The sequence below is a fragment of the Deinococcus psychrotolerans genome, from assembly GCF_003860465.1.
Lineage (GTDB): Bacteria > Deinococcota > Deinococci > Deinococcales > Deinococcaceae > Deinococcus > Deinococcus psychrotolerans.
Genome location: NZ_CP034183.1, coordinates 1,601,789 through 1,619,305, shown reverse-complemented (window position 1 = coordinate 1,619,305; position 17,517 = coordinate 1,601,789). Strand labels below are relative to the sequence as shown.

The window sequence follows — 17,517 nt, the reverse complement described above, 5'->3', positions numbered from 1 at the left end:
GGTGGCGTGCGGGCCTGACCTCAGCCCCCATCAGTTTGCTGCCGTCCCAGCGCTGTCAAGTCCGGCATTCTCGGCCCTGTTTGGGCTTCGCCCAGCAGCGGCGCGGTTCGCTGATAGTGCGGCGTGCCGATGATCAGTTCTTCTTGCGGCGCGGCCAGTAAGCTCGGCCCCGGCGTCGGCGCAGGCATGGCCCGCAGTTCCGGCAAGGCGGCTTGCCCCGCCGTCATCAGCGTGCGCTGGCCTTCGGGGTGCGGCGTTTGGTTGCCCCACACCGCCAGCAAGGAGAAGACAGCAATCAGCCCCGGCCACAGCTTGATAAAGCGGGCCAGAAAGTGGGGTGAGGGCGGCAGAATCTTCATCGGGTTTTGACGGCGTTAAGGTGGCCTTAAGGCAAGTCACTATAGCAGCGCTGGGCTGAGGGGTTTCTGGTTTGCCTGACCAAACCACGAAAAAGGCCGGACACTTGGCCCGGCCCTTCTTGATCTGAAGATTCAAACGTGGAAGCTCAAATGTAGAGACTCAGGCGGAGTGCTTAGCCTTTCACCGCGCCCGCCGTCAAACCGGAGACGATGTTGCGCTGGAACACCAGCACCAAAATAATCAGCGGAATCGTGACCACGATGCTGGCGGCCATGATCTGGCCCCACGGCTGATCGAACTGCGTCGCGCCGGAGTAGTTGGCGATCACCACCGGCACGGTGCGGCGGGTGCTGGTAAAGGTCAGCGCGAAGAGGTACTCGTTCCAAGCGTTGATGAAGGCCAAGAGGCCAGTGGTCACCAGCGCCGGCATCATTACCGGAAACAAAACCAGAAAGAGGGTTTGCAGCGGCGATGCGCCGTCAACCAGCGCGGCTTCTTCTAATTCACCGGGCAAATCGCGTACGAACGAGGTCAGCACCCAGACCGTGAAGGGAATGGTGAAAATCAGGTAAGCGAGAATCAGGCCGCTGGGCGTGTTGTAGAGGCCCAGCGAGTTGATCAGGGTGTAGAGGCCGCCCAGCACTGCGATTTGCGGAAACACACTGACGGCCAGCACGATATACAGCACCGCCGACTTGCCCCTGAACTTGAATCGCCCCAGCGCGTACGCGGCAAAACTGCCGAACAGCAGCGCAATCGCCACCGCGCCCACAGCGGTAACCAAGCTGTAGAGCAGGCCCAGACGGAAGTTGGGATTGGCAAACACGTCGATGTAATTGCCCAGCGTAGACGGCGCAGTGGCGAAGGCCAGGGGCTGCAAGAACAGATCGCCCGCTTTGCGGAAGCTGGTCAGCACTGCCCAGAGAAACGGAATGAGCAGGTAAAGGGTGATCACGACAACGAGCGCGTAAAAGCCGACGCGTTGGAGGTAGTACAAAGTGGGATTGGTGCGTTTTAAGTACATGATGTAGTCCTCCTGGCTCAGTCGAATTTCACGCGGAAGGCCGTGACATAAACCACCACGATCACCATGATGATGATGAAAATGGCGATGGATACGGCGCTGCCCATGCCCAGCAACTGATTGTCGATCAGGGCTTGCCGGGCGTAAGCAGTCATCGACAGCCGGGCCGCCGAGACGTTGCCGACCATCACCGACATGATGTCGAAGACCCGCAGGGCATCGAGGCTGCGGAACACCAACGCCACCAAGAGAGCGGGGCGCAGCAGCGGCAAGGTCATCTGCCAAAACTGACGGCCCTTGCTCGCGCCGTCCATGTCAGCGGCTTCATACATGTCGCTGGGCAAGCTTTGCAGGCCTGCCAAGATCAGCAGCGCCATGAACGAGGTGGTTTTCCAAACGTCCACCGCGATCATGGCCCAGATGGAGGTGGTGGGATTGGCCAGCAGCGCCGTTCCGCCGAGCAGGCCGCGCCCGATCAGGCCGAACGAATCGTTGTACATGTACGCCCACATCTGCGCCGAAACGACGGTGGGAATGGCCCACGGCACCAGCATGGCGGTTCTTAGGAAGGCTCGGCCCGGAAAAGCGCTGTTGACCACCAGAGCGATAATCATGCCGAAAACAGTTTCTAAAAAGACTGACACCACTGTAAAAAGCAGCGTATTGGTGACTGCGCCCCACCATTTAGGGTCTTGCAAAAAGCCCAACGCAATGCCTTCGTCGGTGGTAAACCAAAAATTGCCCAGTCCCAGAAAGGTTTTCTGGTCGGGCGAGGTGAGGTTGGCTTCAAACAGCGAGAAGAAAATGGTGCGGTAAAGCGGATAACCTGCCACCAAGATGATGGCGATCATGGTGGGAATCAGCAGCCAGACGGCTTGGCGGGCGCGGGTCGCTTCGATGCCGCGCTGTTTGACAGCTTTATTGGTGGGTACAGTGGTGGTCATAAGCCGGTGATCTCCTTCTTGGCGCACACGGGCAAAACCCTAAGCCATCAGCGAAATGCGGAAATAAAAAAGTGAGCAAGAAAAGGAAGGCAGCAAATGCAGCGTAAGTCAGATTACGATCAGCTTGTTATCCAAAAAAGGGGGATGTCCGTACCCTCTGGACATCCCCCCTACGCTCCGTCAGTCAGGAGCGCGGTGAGCGTTTACCAACCACGACCTTTGATACGGGCCAGATCGGTGCTGAGCTGCTTGACCGCGTCTGCGCCTTTGGTTTTCTTGTTCAGCACGTCGGTGACGGCGGTGCTGAAGGCCTGCGAAACTTGGTTGTACTTGTCTTTGGTGGGGCCGGAAGGACGCGCCACCGCGTTGGTAAAGACGTCGAGCAAGCTGCCGAAGAACGGGTTGGCTTTCAGGATGTCTTTGTCTTTGTAGAGGCTGTTGATGGTGGGGTTGTACGAGCCTTCGATGGCGCGAATCTTTTGCTCTGCGGGGCCGGTCAAGTAGCGCACCAAAGCGATGGCCGCGTCCTGATTCTTGGAGTACATGCTCACGCCAAGCTGCCAGCCGCCCAAGGTCGCGGCGGGGCTGCCACCAGGGCCAGCAGGCAAGGGGGCCACGCCGATCATGCCTTTGACTTTGCTGTCGGCGCTTTGGCCGAGCGCCCAGGCGTAGGGCCAGTTGCGCATGAAAGCGGCGTTGCCGGACTGGAAGATGCCGCGTGCGGGCTCTTCGTCGTAGGTGGTCACGCCTTTGGGGCTGATGGTGCCGACCCAGCTCGCGGCGGCGTCGAGCGCAGCGGCGGCTTTGGCGTTGTCGATGGTGATTTTGCCCGCGTCGTCGACGATGGTGCCGCCGCCGAAGCTGTTGACCCATTCCAACGCGTCGCAGGTCAGGCCTTCATAGTTCTTGCCTTGAAAGACGAATCCGGCAAAGGCCTTGTTGGCTTTCTGCTCGCCGTCCTGAATTTTCTTGGCCATCATTGCCAGGGCAGCCCAAGTCTTGGGGGCGGCGGTAAAGCCGTACTTCTTGAGCAAGTCGGTGCGGTAGTAAAGAACCCCTGCGTCGGTAAACCAGGGCATGGCCACCAGTTTGCCGTTGACGGTGTCGGCGGCGATGATGGCTTTGAAGTTGGCGTTGACTTCGGCGGCAGGAACTTTGCCCTTGAGATCAACGAAGTGCTGGGCCAGCAAGCCCGGCCACACCACGTCGAGTTGATAGACATCGATGTCGCTGCTCTTGGCGGCGAGTTGCTGCTGATACAGGCCCAAACGGTCGTTGGTCAAGTTGGGGCTTTCGAAGACTTTGACAGTGTTGCCGGTGGCCTTGGCCCAGCGGGCCGCGCCTTCTTTACACAGTTGGAGTTCTTGGCCCACAGAACCGCAGGCGAGAGTAACAGTGACGGCGTGGGCTTGTGAGCCCAGCGCGGCGGCGGCGGCAACAGCTAACAACATGGCGGGTTTCTTCATGTATTCCTCCGGATGAAACCTCGACTTGGGCCAGCACCGAGTGATCGGTGAACAAAAGCCAGCTTTCGGAAGCGGTTCCACATTTGAACGTTTGGTAGCGGAAGATTACACCCCTCACCGAACATTGTCAATGCTAGGAGAGCCATTTGAGCGCGTTCGGGACAGCTTTAAGCAGTCTCTGAGGAGGCCCGTCAGCTTGCCGTCAGACCTAGATTTTGTGTGCGCTGGGTGAAGTTCTGCTCGGGGCGGTGTGGAAAACCATACAAGCAGCGTGGCGGCTTCTTGGCGCTCAAAAGTTCAGGGCGGCAGAGGATTTGATAAAGCTCTGCCGGGGGAATGGAGTGAGCGGTTCGGCCCCCAAACACTCCCTGTAATTCACTTTCATCAGGTGCTGTCCGCACCTGCCGCGCCCGCCCGCTCATTCAAGAAAGAAGTCCTTTTTGCCCAATGCCTCAAGCACCCGCCGCAGCCAGCCAAAAGCGCTCGACCCGTACGTCTGGAGCGCACCACACCAGCGCTGCTCGGCGGCCCACGCCCCAGATCAGCGCCGCCTGCCCAAAGTCTTGGCCGAGTTCTAAGGCGCGGCGCAGGTTGAGCGCCGGCACGATCAAGGTCGGCTCGGCCCAAGGGCCCTCGCCGTTGACGCCTTCTAAGGCAGGCCACGCCGCCAAAGCCGCTTGCAGGCGCGACTGTGCTTCGGCATTGCTGGCGGGGTCGCTGGCCTGACCGTGTGGATTCCAAGCCGTCAAGATGGCCCAGCGCTGTTGTGGCAAGCTCCAAAAGGGCAAGACGTCCCCAGCGTGGCTCAACTGGTAGCGCTGCTGAGCCATGCCGTAGGAAGTGGCCAGAAAAGCGGAGCGCAATTCATTGGGCGGCGATTGGAAGTTAATGGCAGGGGAGTTCACGGTGAGGCTTTTACCGAGAAGGCGTGGCTGTCACCAGCGCTTCGACGGCGATCAAGTCAGATTGACCGAAGCGCAGCAAAACCTTGACGCGCTTGCCGACCTTGAAGGTGCCGCCCAGTACCACCCGGTAAGGACTGCTCTGCGAAACAATCAGCGGCCCGGTCAGCGGAATTTCTTTGACGGCTTGGCAGCTTGGGGTGCAGCGCAGCAGTTTGGCGTGTCCAGTGTCTGACCACACGCCGGTCAGGCTTTGGGCGCTGCCGGGCAGCAAGTGGGCTTCGAGCAGCACCCCGCCGAAGGTAGGCCGCAGGGTGGCCGTTTCAGCGCTGGGCGCGGCCAAGACACCCGCGCTCAGCAGTCCCGCTAGGCCGCACGCCAGCCAGAGCGGGCGGCCCCGGCGGCTCACTCGTCGTCTCCGTCTTCGTCCGGTGTACCGGCGTCTGGAGCGTCCACATCTGTTTTCATCAGCTCGCGTAGCACCGAAGTGGCAAAGCTGCCTTTGGGCAAGGCAAAGCTGACGGTGTAGCCGTCTTCTTCGGGCGTCAGGGCGGCGTCTTCCATGAAAATGCGGATCAGGCGGCGGTCACCCCTGCGGGAAGCGAAGACCTCGGGCGTCAAGCCGAATTCACCCAGCACTTCAGCTTCGAGTGCGCCCGCGTCCAAGGTCAGCGGCTTGGTTTTGCGTCCGAACAGCGTGCCGGTGGCGCTAACCTCGTTCCGGGCGGCGCGGGGGGACTCGGCCTGTGCGTCTTCGACCAAAAAGACCCCACCGGTGTCGTGTTTCTTGGCCATGTCACCGCTGAGGAGCCCATCAAACAGGCCGCGCTCTAGCCTCAAGCTGACAAAGCGGTTGAACAGAGCGCTCTGCACGCTGCTGCTCAAGAACCGCCGGACTTGTGGGTCGCGCAGCTCCGACTCGCCGCGCAGCACCTTTAGGCCTTCCTCGGCATTCAGACCGCCGAGGCCAAAGCGCTGCGGCCCGAAGTAATTGGGCACACCCAAATGCGTGAGCAAGTCCAGCGTGCTTTGTGCCTGAGCCGCCGTCTCCGGAGCGCCGCGCACCCGCACGGTAAAGTGGTTGCCACGCAGGTGACCGAGGCCGAGCTTGTTGGTGTGGCGGCCCGTCTCTAAAATCTGCACGCCCTCCAAGCTGAAGTCGCCCAAACGGGCTTCATACTTGGCGGGCAAGCTGATCCACTGCCGGGTGACGGCGTGGCGGTCTTTGAGACCCGCGATGCCGAGGTCTTTGGCTTTGACGCCGAGCTGCACACTGAGCTGCCGCGCCAGGTGTGCGGTGGTGTGCCCGACTTTCTCAAGGTGCAAGTACAAGTGGTCGCCGCTGCCAGACGGCAAATAGGTGGGGCGTTCCTCGACCACGAAGTCGGCTGGCTCTCGCCGCAGGAGGCCGCCGCTGCCGGGGGTGGGCGTCAAGGCGCTGAGCGCCGACCAAGAAAAAATCAGATTCACAAGGCACCTATGGTACTGCGGCCAGATGTGACAACCGCTCGGTGGCCGCCGCAGATGAAGACGGGGCGCTCTCATCTGTCTTGCCCGCTCCATGAAGCCCAATTCTTACAAATTCAAAAAGTGCGGCCCAGACGCGGAAAATTCTAATAAATGTGAACAATTCGAGACGATCGACTCTCCACTTTGGATGAGAATCCTCTCATGTTGGCTCGTCAGAACGAAATTTCTGGCGATGGGTCTTCATGATTGAAGGTTGAGGGCGAATTTGGCCGAGAGGAGCCAAAGACTCAAGTGCGTCCAGCACGGCAAAATTTAGACTTTGTAAGAAATATTGTGTCAAAGTTCACATCCTGGGTCGGTGAGGTGAGGCTGCTGCAAGGGGGCATTTTCTAAGCTTCTTCTCAGATAGACGAGCACGGCCCCCACCCTCACTTTTGCTTTCGGAGACCATCATGAAAACCCCCCTGACTTTTTTGACCATCGGCTTTTTCGCTCTCGCACTGACTGCCTGCGGAGGCGCAAATCTTCCCTCGCCTTCAGCCGGAGCAGGCGCGGCGGTGGGCAGCAGCGAAGTCTCCGGCGGTTTGGGAGCCAGCAGCAGCAAAGACGCGGGGCCGCAGGATATGACGGCGGAAGAAAGAATGGTGCTGGAGCAGACCAACAAAGCCCGCGCCGTCGCCCGCACCTGCGGCGATCAGCAGTTTGCCGCCGCCGGCCCGCTGACCTGGAACGGCTACCTCGCCAAGTCGGCCCGCGCCCACTCGCAGGACATGGCCGACAAGTCGTACTTCAGCCACGTCGGCCTGGACGGCAGCACCATGATCAAGCGCGACGAAGCGGCTGGCTATAGCGCTTGGCAAGAACTCGGCGAAAACATCGCTGCCGGATACGCCGTCGCCGTTGTCGTCCAAGGCTGGATTGACAGCCCCTCACACTGCAAGACCTTGATGGATCCCAAGTACAAAGAGCTCGGCGTCGGCTACGTCTACAAGCAGGGCACCCAGTACGGCACCTACTGGACGCAGGAGTACGGCACCCGCTGAGCAGCGCGGAACGCTCTGAGAAAAAAAAGGAAGGAAGCGGGGACGAAGCTAAAAGAGCTTTCGTCCCCGCTGGGGTTTTTGGGAACGCCGTCAGGCCAGTTAGCCGCCCAGGTAAGCGTGCAGTACCCGCTCGTCGCCCACCAGTTCGCTCGACAAGCCGCTGAAGGTGACTTGCCCGGCTTCCATCACATAAGTGCGGTGGCTGGTCTGCATGGCGAGCTTGGCGTTTTGCTCGACCAGTAAAATGGTCACGCCTTGGGCATTGAGTTCTTTGATGATCTTGAAGATTTCAAGGACGATAATCGGCGCGAGGCCGAGGCTCGGTTCGTCGAGCAGGAGAAGTTTGGGGCGGCTCATCAGCGCTCTGGCGATGGCCAGCATCTGCTGTTCGCCGCCCGATAATGTTCCGGCCAGTTGGCTGCGGCGCTCGCCCAGGCGCGGAAAACGCTCGTACATCCTCTGCACGTCACTGTGAATGCCCGCCGTGTCTTTGCGGATATACGCGCCGAGTTCCAAATTATCGGCGATGCTCTGGCGGGCCAAGACCTGCCGCCCTTCAGGACTCTGGGCAATGCCGTAGCTGACCACCTTATCGGCAGTGACACGCGACAAATCATGGCCGTCGAAGATAATCTGGCCGCTTTTGGCTTTCAGCATCCTTGAAATGGCCCGCAGCGTGGTGGTTTTGCCCGCGCCGTTCGCGCCGATGAGGGTCACGATTTCGCCTTGCTCGACGGTCAGCGAGAGGTCGCGCACCGCTTGAATGGCTCCGTAATTGACGCTGAGATTTTTGAGTTCTAGGAGAGGCAAGGGGAGGCTCCTTTCGGGTGGGGTTGTGCCGAGAGCGGCGGCGACTAGAAACAGGTTGGCTGGCGTTTGTGGCTGTCTTTTCTTGGCTTTACTTCTCGGAATGGAGCGGATTGCGTTGGTTCTTGCCCGCTGTGCGCTTCTCGCAAACTGAACGCGGTGATAAGCTGTTTCGCGCATGGACTCTCTGGGCTGCCTGTGTTCTCCTGTCTTCATGTCCACCAACTTTTACCCGCCACTGAACCTCAAAGTCATTACGCCCAAGCTGGAACTGCGTGGAGCGACGGACGAACTGCTGGCCCAGCTTCTTCCAATTGTCCGTGCTGGCGTGGTCACGCGCCCACCTGATCCATTCGACGATCCGATGTCGCTTTATGCAGACAATCCGCTGCGTGAAAGGAAGTGGCTTCAGGCCATCTGGCGCGGACGGGGCAATGTTCACCCTGATTCTTGGCGTTTGTACTTTGTGGTGATGCTGAACGGGCAGGCGGTGGGCATGCAGGACTTGATCGGCGTGAATTTTGACACTTGCCGCACCGTCACCAGCTTTTCTTGGCTGGCTCCCAGTGCTCGGCAACAAGGACTGGGACGAGAGATGCGTGCGGCCATTCTTCACCTCGCCTTCGAGGGGTTTGGCGCGGGGCAGGCGAATAGCGAGGCGTTCTTTGACAATTCGGCGTCTAACCGGGTCTCGGAAAGCATGGGCTACCAACCCAACGGCACGGACTGGGCCACCCGGCGCGGTGAACCCGCCGTACTCAACCGCTGGCGGCTTGGGCGGGAAGACTGGGAACCAAATCGCCGCAGCGACATCGAGCTGATCGGCGTGGAGGAGTGCAGAGCCGTGTTGTCCATCGAGTAAGCACAGACCCCTGGGATGCAGGTCGGTGAGTGCCGCGAGTGCTCTCCTGCTTCCCCCATCTCCTCAGGCCCCCAAATACGCTTCGATGACTTTGGGATCGCGCTGCACGTCGGCGGGGTTGCCCACCGCGATTAATTGCCCGAAGTTCAGCACGGCCACACGGTCACACAAATTCATCACCAGCGGCACGTGGTGTTCGATGACCATCACCGTCAGGTCGAACTGGTCACGGACTTCCCGAATGAAGGTGGTCAGGGCGCTCTTTTCGGCGGTATTCATGCCCGCAGCCGGTTCGTCGAGCAGCAGGGCACGCGGCTGGGTGGCCAAAGCGCGGGCGATTTCTAAGCGGCGCTGGTCGCCGTAGGCGAAGTTGGCGGCCTGCTCTCCGGCCCGATCAGCCAGACCCACCAAATCCAGCAGTTCCCAGGCCCGCTGCTCGACTCGGCGCTCCTCGGCTTTGTCGCGGCCAAAGATGCCCGTCCACAGTCCGGCGTGGGTGCGGCTGTGCTGGGCAATCTTGACATTTTCCAGCGCCGAGAGCGGCCCGAACAGCCGAATGTTCTGGAAGGTGCGGCTGATGCCCGCTTCGGCCACCTGATAAGGCGCGAGGCCGGTCATATTCTGGCCCCCGAAACTCAGTGAGCCGCTGCTGGGCGGCGTCAGGCCGGTCATCAAGTTAAAGAGAGTGGTTTTGCCCGCACCGTTGGGGCCGATCAACCCGAAAATCTCGCCGCGCCGCACCTGAAACGACACGTCGCCCACCGCCACCAGGCCGCCGAAGCGCCGCGTCAGGTGCTGGGCGTCGAGGAGAATCGGAATTTCGGGCACGGGTTTTTGCTGAAGCGTATTAGAAAGCGTCATGTCGTCTCCGACGTGTAGGGCGGCCCCGACGGGCCTTCGTTGAGCGTCGGCGGCTTGGGACGGGTCGGCGGCTTGGGCTTGCGGCTCAGGCTGCCCACGATGCCCTGCGGCAAATAAAGACTCGCCACCACCAGCACCAGCCCGTTGATCACCAAGCGCCAATCAGCCAGCCCGCGCAGCACTTCCGGGAGGGCCGACAGCAGCGCCCCGCCCACCAGCGGCCCCCACATGCTGCGGCTGCCGCCGATCAGCACGAAGGCCAGGTAAGCGATAGAGGCGTCGAAAGTGCCCTGCTTGGCGTTCCAGGTATTGAGAAAGGGAGCGCTCATCGAGCCGACGATGCCGGCCAGCACTGCGCCGATGACAAAGGCCAGCACCTTGTAGCGGGTTGGCGACACGCCCATCGCGTCGGCAGCCAGCTCGTCCTCGCGGATGGCCCGGAAGGCCCGGCCCGTGCGCGATTTGGAGAGCTGTCGGAAGAACAGCAGGGTCAGGATCAGCAGCGGCAAGAACAGCCACAGGTACTGCCAGCGGTCAACGAAGCCGAAAGGTTGCGGAATGGCGAAAATGCCCACTGCCCCACCAGTAATTTCTAGGTTGAGCGACAGCACCCGCAAAATTTCCACGAAAGCGATGGTGGCCAGTGCCAGATAGATGCCGCGCAGCCGCAGCGCCGGAACGCCCACGAGAAGACCGAGCAGCGCACAGGCCAGAGCCGCGAGCAGCCAGGTCAGCGGATAGATGCCGTACCCCAGCGAGTCGCGCCAGCCCGCGAAGGCCGGATTGGTCAGTAGAATGGCAGCGATATAGCCGCCCACCGCGTAAAACCCCGGACTCGCCAGCGAGAGTTGTCCGGCCATCAGCGGGGCGTAGAGGCTCAGGCCCAAAAGACCCTGCTGAAGCATGGTGGCGATCAGAAAGCCGTATTGTTGCAGAAATTCCATACATTAAACCTTTTGAATCTGCGCCTGGCCCAGCAAGCCCTGAGGACGCACCAGCAAAATAATGAACAGCAGCGCAAAGGCCACCGCTTCCTTGTAAGCGCTGTACTGGGAAGGCACGAACGCCTCGGCCAGCCCGATGACCAGTCCGCCCACTACTGCGCCGGGAATACTGCCCAGCCCGCCCAACACGATGACGGCCAGCCCCTTAAGGCCGAAGGTGACGCCGAAGTACGGCCCCGCGATGCCAAACGAACTACCGACCAGCGTTCCAGCGAGGCCGCCGAGGAGTCCCGACAGAAAAAAGGTGATGATGACAAAGCGGTCTACGCTGATGCCCAGCAGCGAAGCGGTGCCGGGGTTTTCAGCAACGGCCCTGAGCGCCTTGCCGGTGCGGGTGCGCCCGATGACCCAGCCGAGAACCAGCAGCAGCACCATGCTGACGGCAAAAATAATGACCTGCACCGTACGGATGATGATGGTTTTGTCGCCCAGATGAAACAGCAGTGCGGGCGGCAGGTTGCCGTAAATGCCATCGGGAAACGAGTAGCTCTCCGCGCCCACCAGAATCTGAATCAGGTTGACGATCACCAGCGCCACGCCCAGCGAACTCACCAGCGCCAGCAGTGGGTCGGCGCTGCGCGTCCGCATGGGCCGGAAGGCGAGGCGCTCGATGATGACGGCAACCACTCCTGCCAGCAGCGAGCCGATGAGCGCGGAGAGAGCAAAGCCCCAGGCGCTGCCCGAGAGCGGTGAGCCATTGGGAAACAAATTGAGGCCCTTCAGCAAGCCGTTGTCACTAAACTGACCGGAGATCAGAGTGTAGGTAAAGTAAGCGCCCAGCGTGAACACCGCGCCGTGCGCGAAATTGATGATGCCCAGAATCGAGAACACCAGCGTGTAGCCCAGCGCAAAAATGGCGTAGACGCTGCCAATCGCCAGACCGTTCAGGACATTTTGTAAAAAACCGCTCAGTTCCAAGGAATACGCTCCTTTTTACCCACAAGTGGGGAGTGGTGAGCAGGAAAAAATAAAGTCCCACTCTCCACTCCCCACTGGGTATTTGCTTACTTCAAAAAGACGAAGGTGCCGTTCTTGGCGTCTTTCATCTTGATTTGCGCCACGTAGAACGCCTGCTGCACGATGTCGCCGTCTTTATCGAAGCTGAGTTCGCCTAGGGGCGTCTTGTATTTCCCGATCAGGATCTGTTTGTTGAGGGCCACTCTGAGTTCGCCCAGATCCCAGTCGGCGATTTTCTTCTTGCGGTCAAGCACCTTGAGGGCGTCCACGAAGACCTGCACACCGGTGTACGCCTGAGCCGCGAATTGAGGTGGATCTTTTTTGTACTGCGCCTTGTATTCACGGGCAAACAGCTGGTTGGCGGCGCTCGATTGGGTGGGGCTGTAGGCCTGCGCGACAATCACGCCGTCACAGTACTGGCCGCAGATGGGAAACATGCTGGAACTGTTCAGGCCGTTGCCGCCCACGATCAGCCCCTTGTAGCCGAGTTGACGCAGCTGCTTGATCAGGTTGCCGCTGTCATTGGCCAGTCCGGAGATGATCACCAGATCCACGTTCTCGCCCAGCACCGCCGTGACCTGCGTGGTGAAGTCGTTGTCGGTGGTCTGGAACTTTTGCACGGTGGCGATGTTGAGATCGAGGTCTTTGGCCGTCTGCTGGAAGATCCCCGTCTCAGAAGTCGAGAAAGCGTCGTTCTGGGCGTAGAGCACCGCCACTTTCTTGAGCTTGGGATTGATCTTGAGGGCCTGTTTGAGCGCGTTGGGCGCAATCGCTGTGACCGGCGCAGAAACGCGGGAGATGTACGCGCCGATCTGCGGAATGCCTTTGGCGGTGTTGCTCGGCCCAATTACTGGCACTTTGGCACGGTCGGCGATGGGGTCGGCGCTGAAGGCCTGCTGAGAAAGCGTTGGCCCCACGATGCCGACCACGTTGTCTTTGCTGATCAGGTTTTGAAAGGCGTTGATGGCTCCGGCTTCATCGCCGCTGGTGTCTTGAAAGACCAATTTGATCGGGGTGCCGCCCACGCCGCCGCGTGCATTCAAAAATTTCTCGGCCAGTTTGGCTCCGATCACCTGTTCCTGACCGAACAGCGAAGCGTTGCTGGTTTGCGCCACCGCGATTCCAATCGCAATCGGTGTGGCGACTTTTTGAGCGGCGGCGAGGCTGAGGGCGCTGAGCAGAAGTAAACTGAGGGTTCGTTTCATGTGATCTCCAGACTCCAGTGAGGAGCAAGTTTGATAAAGAGTGGCTTTAATCTTGCCACGCTCAGCCGACTTGTCAAGCGCGGGTGTGAAATTTTTATTCTATGAAGCTGAGCTCCGGCTTCTCCGCTGAGCCGCCACGAACGCCAGGAAGTCGGCCTGTGGGAGGGTGTTGACCACCTCGGCAGCCGTCAGTCCGGCTTTGCGGGCCACCAGTGCGCCGTAATGGATGTCACTCAGACCGTGAACGGCGTGGGCGTCGGTGTTGAGGGCGAATTTGAGGCGGGCGCGGTAACGCAGCGCAAAACGCCAATCTATGTCTAGCCGGTAAGGGCTGGCGTTGATTTCCACCACCGTTTGATGAATCTCACAGGCGTCCAGCACGGCGTCCAAATCAAGTGCGTAGCTCGGACGGCGCAGCAGCAGCCTGCCGGTGGCATGGCCCAGAACGGTGATGAGCGGGTGTGAAACGGCCTTAATCAGCCGCTCGGTCTGTGCTGCCCCGCTGAGCGTGAAGTGGCTGTGAACCGAGGCCACCACATAGTCCAGCTCACTCAGCAACTCGTCGTCAAAGTCGAGTGAGCCGTCTTCCAGAATGTCCACTTCGCTGCCCGCGATGACCGGCAGGCCCGCCCGCTGGAGTTCGCGCACTTCCTTGATTTGCGCCCGCAACCGTTCGGGGGTAAGTCCGTTGGCGTAAAAGGCGCTGCGCGAGTGATCCGCCGTGCCGAGGTAGCCGCCCAACTGCTGCGCGGCGTCCACCATTTCGCGCAAACTCGCCGCGCCGTCGCTCCAAGTCGAGTGGGTGTGGATGTAGCCTTTGATGTCCTGAGGTTGAATCAGGTCAGTGGGCTGCGGCAAACTCTGCCACACGGCGTCGTGTTCGGGGTCTCGGTATTCGGCGGGCCGGTAGGGGAGGCCGAGTGCGGCCAGCACATCTTGTTCAGCAGGAGTTTGGAGCGTTTCGCCGCTGCCCTGCTTCCCCCTATGCAGTCCGCGCCCGTTGAGATCAAAGCCCTGCCGCGCCGCTTCCGAGCGCAGATTTTCCCGGTAAGCCGCGCCGCCGCCCATCATCAAGTCCAGCGCCCCGCGCACGTCTGCCGCCGCATAGGGGAGTTCGATCGGCACGCCTTCCCAGGTGCCGCTCAGCACCGGGCGTTTGTCGACTTGCTCTAATGCCAACTCAGGCAAGGCGGCGCGAATCTCCTGCGGCGTGGCGCTGACCGTGACGCGGACGCTGCGGGTGGTTTCCAAATTGCGGCGCACGTCACCGCTGACGCGGGCATCGAAGTGGGCCAACTTTGCCGCGAGTTGCTCGGCAATCTGGTGGGCGGTGTTCATGCGTTGCCGCCCCTGTGCAGCCAGCACAAACTCCACCGCTTCCAGCAACGTGGCCGCCGTCTTCGCGCCGAAGCCTTTGAGGGCTGTTACGCTGCCATCGTCCAGCCCTTCACGCAGCGCTTCGAGCGAATCGAATCCACCTTGCCAGAGGGCACGGACTTTTTTTGGCCCCAGCCCGCGCACGCCCAGCAACTCCACCACGCCGGGCGGCAGTTGGGCCAGTGCCTCGGTGAGGGGGCCGAAGCTGCCGATCTGCAAGGCCTCGCTGAGTGCGCCCGCCAGCGCCGAGCCGACTTTGGGCACGCCCTGAAAGTTCTTCTGGGCCGCTTCGTCCCAGTTGGTCAGCGCTTCGATGCTGCGGGCGGCGGAGCGGTAAGCCTGCGCCCTAAACGCTTCCGCGCCCAGCACTTCCAGCAGATCGGCGGTGGTTTCTAGAGCGCTGGCGGCGGCTTTTTGGGTGAAGGGAAGCATAGAAGTAGGGTAGCGGGTTTTGGGCGGGTGGAAGGCGGGCGTGGGCTCTGGCTTTTGCAGGTTCCGGCATTCCTGCTGGCTACTTGCTTGCGTGTTTCAGCCTCTGGGGCGGTTACGTTGTGGGCGCTATGGTCGAGGGGCCGCTCAGCCAGCAGACTGGAAAGGCGGGGATGGACGCCGCAATAAAGATAGAAATGGGCCCCCAGGTTCTCGGCTTCCTTCGGTTCACCCCACCCGCTCGCGCCCCGCGTAGCTGACAATCACGCCTTCCACGTCGTGAATTTCTTTGACGGCGTCGCCGAACCGGTAGCCGACTTCGGCGGGGGCGTGGGCGTCGCTGCCCAGCACGAAGGGAATACCCCGCGTGGCAGCGGCCCGCACCAGATCGGGGGCTGGGTAGGCTTCCTTCACGGGCTTACGCCAACCGGCAGTGTTGAAATCGAGGCTCAGCCCCTGCATGGCGATCACGTCCAGCGCGTGCAGGGCGGCCATGCCGTCGGGGTCGGTATCACCGAACTTTTTGGGCAAATCGAGGTGGCCGATGGCGTCAAAGAGCGTGCTGCGGGCCGCCCCTTCCACCAAAGCGTAATAGTGGCGGTAAAGGCCGGCCAAATCGCGCTGCCGGTACTCGTCTTTGAAGGCCGGATTGTCAAAGCCCCAAGCGCCGATATAATGGACGCTGCCGATCACGTAATCCCACGGATGTTCTTCAAGAATCTGCGCCACATACCGCTCGGTGCCGGGGTGAAAGTCAGCTTCTAGGCCGAGGCGCACCACCAAGCGGCCCCCGAATTCCCGCTGCACGTCTTTAACCGTCTGCACGTACTCGTCAAGTTGCCCGCGCTTCATGCGCCACTCGGCGTCGAACCAAGCCGGCATGGGGATATGATCGGTAAAGCACACGCCCGAGAGGCCCAAATCCAGGGCCGCCTGCGCGTACTCACGGGGACTCCCTTCAGCGTGATTGCACAACGGCGTATGCAGGTGAGAGTCGAACAAATGCGGTGGGAGAGGCATCGGCGTCATGCTCTAGCCTAATACGAATTCCGCCGAGTTCCCGTGTATTTTTAACTTCTGTTCACTTGGCTGCTTTCCCCGCGCTCCACCTTCTTTTTCCCAACACCCTCAGCATCACGCGCCCGTCACGCTCATGTCACGCCTGATCTGGAAACTGTTGATAAGACTCGACTGAACTTCTCGGCAACTGAACTTCTCGGCTTGGGATCAACGAAAGGGGGTAAGGAAGATGCAAGGTGCGCCGCAAAAAAGTGGACTGCAAAAAAGTGAGTTGCACATTCGGGTGATGGGCCCGCCGTCACTGCAAATCGGTGGTCAAGATTTGTTCTTCAAAACCCGCAAAGCGCTGGCTTTGGCGCTGTATCTGGCGCTGGAAGGGCCGCAGCCGCAAGACGCCTTGCTCGAACTCCTCTGGCCCGACTCGCCTCACAGCGGCTCGCTGAGAACGGCGGCCCTGCATCTGCGCCAGGCGCTGGGGGAGCAAGCTTGGCGGCTGCAAACCCAGTGGTGCGGGTTGTCGTTAGACCTCAGCGGCGCTTTTGTAGACGCCCACACGCTGGGCCAGTTGAGCGCCGAGCAAGCGCTGGCATGGAAGCCGGGCCTTTTTCTGGCGGGCCTGCACCTGAAAGGCAATCCGGCGTGGGACGATTACTTGATGCTGCGGGCCGAGACACTCGCCGCCGAGTATGATCGCCGCCTCGCGGAACTGTGCCGCGTATTGGCTGAGCAAGGCGACTACGACCACGCCTGCGAATTGGCTCGCCGCCGCAGCGAACTCGATCCGCTCTCGGAAAACGCTTGCTCGCAGTGGGGCTGGGTGCTGGGCCTTGCCGGATTGCCGCAAAAAGCTGCCAGCATCCAAGCGGCGTTTGCGCGGCGTTTTACGCAGGTGTTCGGTTTTGGGCCGCTCAGCGCGGGCCTGCGTCCAGAAGAGGGCGGCCAGTTCTTTTCCCCTCCCTTTCCCAACAAGGCGCAGCGGGAAGCGGTGGTGGCTTAAAAGGGAAGGTGTGGTTGCAGGAGCGCGATTGGGGCGCACACAGCGCAGTCCAGCTTCTCCCACGAGACAGTTCTCAAGCGTGGCCTTTTGCTTTTAGTTTTGCGCTTCGTTGCCTGTCGCCAGCGGCGGCACCACCACAGGGCGGCCATCGAGGTCAACTGCCACGAACACGAAAGTGCCGTTGGTGGCCAGTTGCTGCTCGCCGGTAGTCAGCGTCTCACGGAACACGTCTACCCGTACGGTCATGGAGGTGCGGCCCACCCGGATGACCTGAGCTTCCAGGGCCAGCGCGTCGCCCAAGCGGACGGGCAAATGAAAATCCACCGCGTCCATGCGGGCGGTGACCACATGATGCTTGGCGTGCCTTACGGCAGCCACCGAAGCGGCTTTGTCCATCAGCGACAACACGAAGCCGCCAAAAGCGGTGCCATGATAATTCGTGTCTTTGGGAAACACCAGTTCGAGCATTCGTGCGCCGCTGGGCGGTTGGCCGGGTAAGGGAGGAGAAAAGTCGTCGCGGCTCATGCGGGCCAGTGTAGTGCAGGAGGGGTGGACGTGGTGAGTGGTCAGGAGTTGGTGGTCGGTGGGGCTTGTGAGGCGGGAAGGACGAGGGAATGTTCGCCCTACCCGACAGGCGTCAATCCGTCCTAGCGCCCAGCAACCCAAAGCCCACTTCTCAAAGCCGCAAGTCCCTGTTAACGCTAAATACCCCGTCAGGTTCAGGTGAGGGTTGTGTCAGGCCCGTTGGGATACACTAACCGCGTGCTGGTGGGCTCCTAGCCCCACTCT

Annotated in this window: 18 protein-coding genes; 3 read left to right on the top strand and 15 right to left on the bottom strand. The window is 60.8% G+C overall.

Annotated features, from left to right (window positions below):
* Positions 1 to 20: 20 nt before the first annotated feature.
* The 7 genes from EHF33_RS07865 to truD all read right to left on the bottom strand — a co-directional run bounded on the left by EHF33_RS07865 (position 21) and on the right by truD (position 6,166).
* A complete protein-coding gene (locus tag EHF33_RS07865) occupies positions 21 to 359 on the bottom strand; it encodes a hypothetical protein (RefSeq protein ID WP_124869731.1) in 339 nt (112 codons plus the stop codon).
* Positions 360 to 532: 173 nt separating this feature from the next.
* Positions 533 to 1,384 carry a carbohydrate ABC transporter permease gene (locus tag EHF33_RS07860; protein WP_124869728.1) on the bottom strand — a complete coding sequence of 284 codons (852 nt, stop codon included), beginning with the start codon at positions 1,382 to 1,384 and terminating at the stop codon, positions 533 to 535.
* A 17-nt stretch (positions 1,385 to 1,401) separates the two neighbouring features.
* Positions 1,402 to 2,328: a carbohydrate ABC transporter permease gene (locus EHF33_RS07855; RefSeq protein ID WP_124869725.1), complete on the bottom strand. Its 927-nt coding sequence runs from the start codon at positions 2,326 to 2,328 to the stop codon at positions 1,402 to 1,404.
* Positions 2,329 to 2,531: 203 nt separating this feature from the next.
* The gene (locus EHF33_RS07850) at positions 2,532 to 3,794 is read right to left on the bottom strand and encodes an ABC transporter substrate-binding protein (RefSeq protein ID WP_124869722.1); all 1,263 of its coding nucleotides are present in this window, start codon (positions 3,792 to 3,794) and stop codon (positions 2,532 to 2,534) included.
* A gap of 452 nt (positions 3,795 to 4,246) precedes the next feature.
* Entirely contained in the window at positions 4,247 to 4,699 is a 453-nt protein-coding gene (locus EHF33_RS07845) for a DUF3293 domain-containing protein (protein WP_241191094.1), read from the bottom strand.
* A gap of 10 nt (positions 4,700 to 4,709) precedes the next feature.
* Complete coding sequence (locus EHF33_RS07840; protein ID WP_124869719.1) at positions 4,710 to 5,105, bottom strand: hypothetical protein; 396 nt, start codon at positions 5,103 to 5,105, stop codon at positions 4,710 to 4,712.
* Complete coding sequence (truD, locus tag EHF33_RS07835) at positions 5,102 to 6,166, bottom strand: tRNA pseudouridine(13) synthase TruD (RefSeq protein ID WP_241191093.1); 1,065 nt, start codon at positions 6,164 to 6,166, stop codon at positions 5,102 to 5,104. The genes EHF33_RS07840 and truD overlap by 4 nt, the downstream gene beginning before the upstream one ends.
* A gap of 452 nt (positions 6,167 to 6,618) precedes the next feature.
* Between truD and EHF33_RS07830 the strand changes: the two genes are divergently transcribed.
* Positions 6,619 to 7,209 (top strand): CAP domain-containing protein, encoded by a 591-nt coding sequence (locus EHF33_RS07830; RefSeq protein WP_124869713.1) that lies wholly within the window; start codon positions 6,619 to 6,621, stop codon positions 7,207 to 7,209.
* Between the two features lie 99 nt (positions 7,210 to 7,308).
* On the opposite strand, the gene EHF33_RS07825 is transcribed toward EHF33_RS07830, so the two are convergent.
* Positions 7,309 to 8,019: an ABC transporter ATP-binding protein gene (locus EHF33_RS07825; protein ID WP_124869709.1), complete on the bottom strand. Its 711-nt coding sequence runs from the start codon at positions 8,017 to 8,019 to the stop codon at positions 7,309 to 7,311.
* A gap of 211 nt (positions 8,020 to 8,230) precedes the next feature.
* Here EHF33_RS07825 and EHF33_RS07820 point away from each other — a divergent pair, with 211 nt between their 5' ends.
* Positions 8,231 to 8,878, top strand: coding sequence for a GNAT family N-acetyltransferase (locus tag EHF33_RS07820; protein ID WP_124869706.1), 648 nt, complete (start codon positions 8,231 to 8,233; stop codon positions 8,876 to 8,878).
* Between the two features lie 63 nt (positions 8,879 to 8,941).
* Here the strand turns inward: EHF33_RS07820 and EHF33_RS07815 are convergent, their stop codons facing one another.
* From EHF33_RS07815 to EHF33_RS07790, 6 genes are all read right to left on the bottom strand, one after another.
* Positions 8,942 to 9,739, bottom strand: coding sequence for an ABC transporter ATP-binding protein (locus tag EHF33_RS07815; protein ID WP_124869703.1), 798 nt, complete (start codon positions 9,737 to 9,739; stop codon positions 8,942 to 8,944).
* Positions 9,736 to 10,683, bottom strand: coding sequence for a branched-chain amino acid ABC transporter permease (locus EHF33_RS07810; protein ID WP_124869700.1), 948 nt, complete (start codon positions 10,681 to 10,683; stop codon positions 9,736 to 9,738). Before EHF33_RS07810 ends, EHF33_RS07815 begins: the two co-directional genes overlap by 4 nt.
* A gap of 3 nt (positions 10,684 to 10,686) precedes the next feature.
* Entirely contained in the window at positions 10,687 to 11,661 is a 975-nt protein-coding gene (locus tag EHF33_RS07805) for a branched-chain amino acid ABC transporter permease (protein WP_124869697.1), read from the bottom strand.
* A gap of 86 nt (positions 11,662 to 11,747) precedes the next feature.
* Positions 11,748 to 12,905: an ABC transporter substrate-binding protein gene (locus EHF33_RS07800; RefSeq protein WP_124869693.1), complete on the bottom strand. Its 1,158-nt coding sequence runs from the start codon at positions 12,903 to 12,905 to the stop codon at positions 11,748 to 11,750.
* 99 nt (positions 12,906 to 13,004) lie between these two features.
* On the bottom strand, positions 13,005 to 14,714 hold the full coding sequence (locus EHF33_RS07795; protein WP_124869690.1) for a DNA polymerase/3'-5' exonuclease PolX: 1,710 nt from the start codon (positions 14,712 to 14,714) through the stop codon (positions 13,005 to 13,007).
* A 225-nt stretch (positions 14,715 to 14,939) separates the two neighbouring features.
* A complete protein-coding gene (locus EHF33_RS07790; protein ID WP_124872970.1) occupies positions 14,940 to 15,731 on the bottom strand; it encodes a histidinol-phosphatase HisJ family protein in 792 nt (263 codons plus the stop codon).
* Between the two features lie 286 nt (positions 15,732 to 16,017).
* Here EHF33_RS07790 and EHF33_RS07785 point away from each other — a divergent pair, with 286 nt between their 5' ends.
* A complete protein-coding gene (locus EHF33_RS07785) occupies positions 16,018 to 16,728 on the top strand; it encodes an AfsR/SARP family transcriptional regulator (RefSeq protein ID WP_124869687.1) in 711 nt (236 codons plus the stop codon).
* A gap of 93 nt (positions 16,729 to 16,821) precedes the next feature.
* Here the strand turns inward: EHF33_RS07785 and EHF33_RS07780 are convergent, their stop codons facing one another.
* Positions 16,822 to 17,253: an acyl-CoA thioesterase gene (locus EHF33_RS07780; protein WP_124869684.1), complete on the bottom strand. Its 432-nt coding sequence runs from the start codon at positions 17,251 to 17,253 to the stop codon at positions 16,822 to 16,824.
* Positions 17,254 to 17,517: the final 264 nt, after the last annotated feature.

What these genes read in the sequence shown, in the direction of transcription:
- EHF33_RS07830 (WP_124869713.1), top strand. Translation starts at nt 6,619, where the DNA reads ATGAAAACCCCCCTGACTTTTTTGACCATCGGCTTTTTCGCTCTCGCA.
- EHF33_RS07855 (WP_124869725.1), bottom strand. Translation starts at nt 2,328, where the DNA reads ATGACCACCACTGTACCCACCAATAAAGCTGTCAAACAGCGCGGCATC.
- EHF33_RS07815 (WP_124869703.1), bottom strand. Translation starts at nt 9,739, where the DNA reads ATGACGCTTTCTAATACGCTTCAGCAAAAACCCGTGCCCGAAATTCCG.
- EHF33_RS07810 (WP_124869700.1), bottom strand. Translation starts at nt 10,683, where the DNA reads ATGGAATTTCTGCAACAATACGGCTTTCTGATCGCCACCATGCTTCAG.
- EHF33_RS07790 (WP_124872970.1), bottom strand. Translation starts at nt 15,731, where the DNA reads ATGCCTCTCCCACCGCATTTGTTCGACTCTCACCTGCATACGCCGTTG.
- EHF33_RS07860 (WP_124869728.1), bottom strand. Translation starts at nt 1,384, where the DNA reads ATGTACTTAAAACGCACCAATCCCACTTTGTACTACCTCCAACGCGTC.
- EHF33_RS07795 (WP_124869690.1), bottom strand. Translation starts at nt 14,714, where the DNA reads ATGCTTCCCTTCACCCAAAAAGCCGCCGCCAGCGCTCTAGAAACCACC.
- EHF33_RS07850 (WP_124869722.1), bottom strand. Translation starts at nt 3,794, where the DNA reads ATGAAGAAACCCGCCATGTTGTTAGCTGTTGCCGCCGCCGCCGCGCTG.
- EHF33_RS07820 (WP_124869706.1), top strand. Translation starts at nt 8,231, where the DNA reads ATGTCCACCAACTTTTACCCGCCACTGAACCTCAAAGTCATTACGCCC.
- EHF33_RS07780 (WP_124869684.1), bottom strand. Translation starts at nt 17,253, where the DNA reads ATGAGCCGCGACGACTTTTCTCCTCCCTTACCCGGCCAACCGCCCAGC.
- EHF33_RS07865 (WP_124869731.1), bottom strand. Translation starts at nt 359, where the DNA reads ATGAAGATTCTGCCGCCCTCACCCCACTTTCTGGCCCGCTTTATCAAG.
- EHF33_RS07785 (WP_124869687.1), top strand. Translation starts at nt 16,018, where the DNA reads ATGGGCCCGCCGTCACTGCAAATCGGTGGTCAAGATTTGTTCTTCAAA.
- EHF33_RS07800 (WP_124869693.1), bottom strand. Translation starts at nt 12,905, where the DNA reads ATGAAACGAACCCTCAGTTTACTTCTGCTCAGCGCCCTCAGCCTCGCC.